At 42.8% G+C, this 807-nt stretch carries 1 pseudogene; it reads right to left on the reverse strand.

Annotation, left to right across the window (positions count from 1 at the left end):
- Positions 1 to 347 precede the first annotated feature (347 nt).
- A pseudogene (locus CIK04_RS27035) lies at positions 348 to 800 on the reverse strand (fructose PTS transporter subunit IIB); the annotation flags it as partial.
- Positions 801 to 807: the final 7 nt, after the last annotated feature.

Here is an 807-nt window from a genome sequence, read left to right on the forward strand (position 1 = left end):
ATACATGAGCAATATAATGAATCATACCGTCGCAAATGAAGACGTAGAAATGACTTTTATTCTAAGAAGAAATAAGATCTTTCAATTGGTAAAACACCTGATACAAAAATATCTACTCATTATGTAAAATATGAATCCTCACGTAACTTGACATCGTTAAAAAATCATTATTGTTTTTTGTTCAATAATGACTACTACTTAGTCATTGACTTTACTCACGACGGATGGAATGACTCATATATGGCGTTGTGCTTAGATGATGCTTTGAGAGCAGAAGAAATCGTCATTTCATCATTCCATCTCACTGATTATTTAGAGCAGGGAGCTTAAGCTCCCCTTCTCCCCCATCAACGTTTCATCTGCATCAATGCCGCGGCATTTAAAATCGCGTCTTTGGTGGTGACGTCGATGACCTTGATGTGCTTGAAACGCTCGGGTTCTTTGATGGCGACGTCGTGGSAAAGATCACAAACTTAGCCCTTTGAACATCTTTGGCCGTAATTCGATTAATGATGCCGTTGGCACCTTGCGTTTCCACTTTGATTTTCACCCCAAGTAGGCATGCCGCCTTTCCAGCGATTTCGCCGCCAAGAAAGTATGCGCCACACCAGAAGGACACGAAGTGACGGCAAGAATATCGGCTTGACCTTCCCCACTACCGAAGAGTACGCCAGTGTATCGCCTTGCGAATTCTCATCTTCATTGACGGTTTTCTTTAGAGCAATCGCAATCAGCGCCGTGGTAATGGCACCAGCAAGCGTGCCGACAATATAGCCAATTTTTCCATCGACGACAGGAAGCTACAAT

Source organism: Vibrio sp. 03_296 (assembly GCF_002265885.1).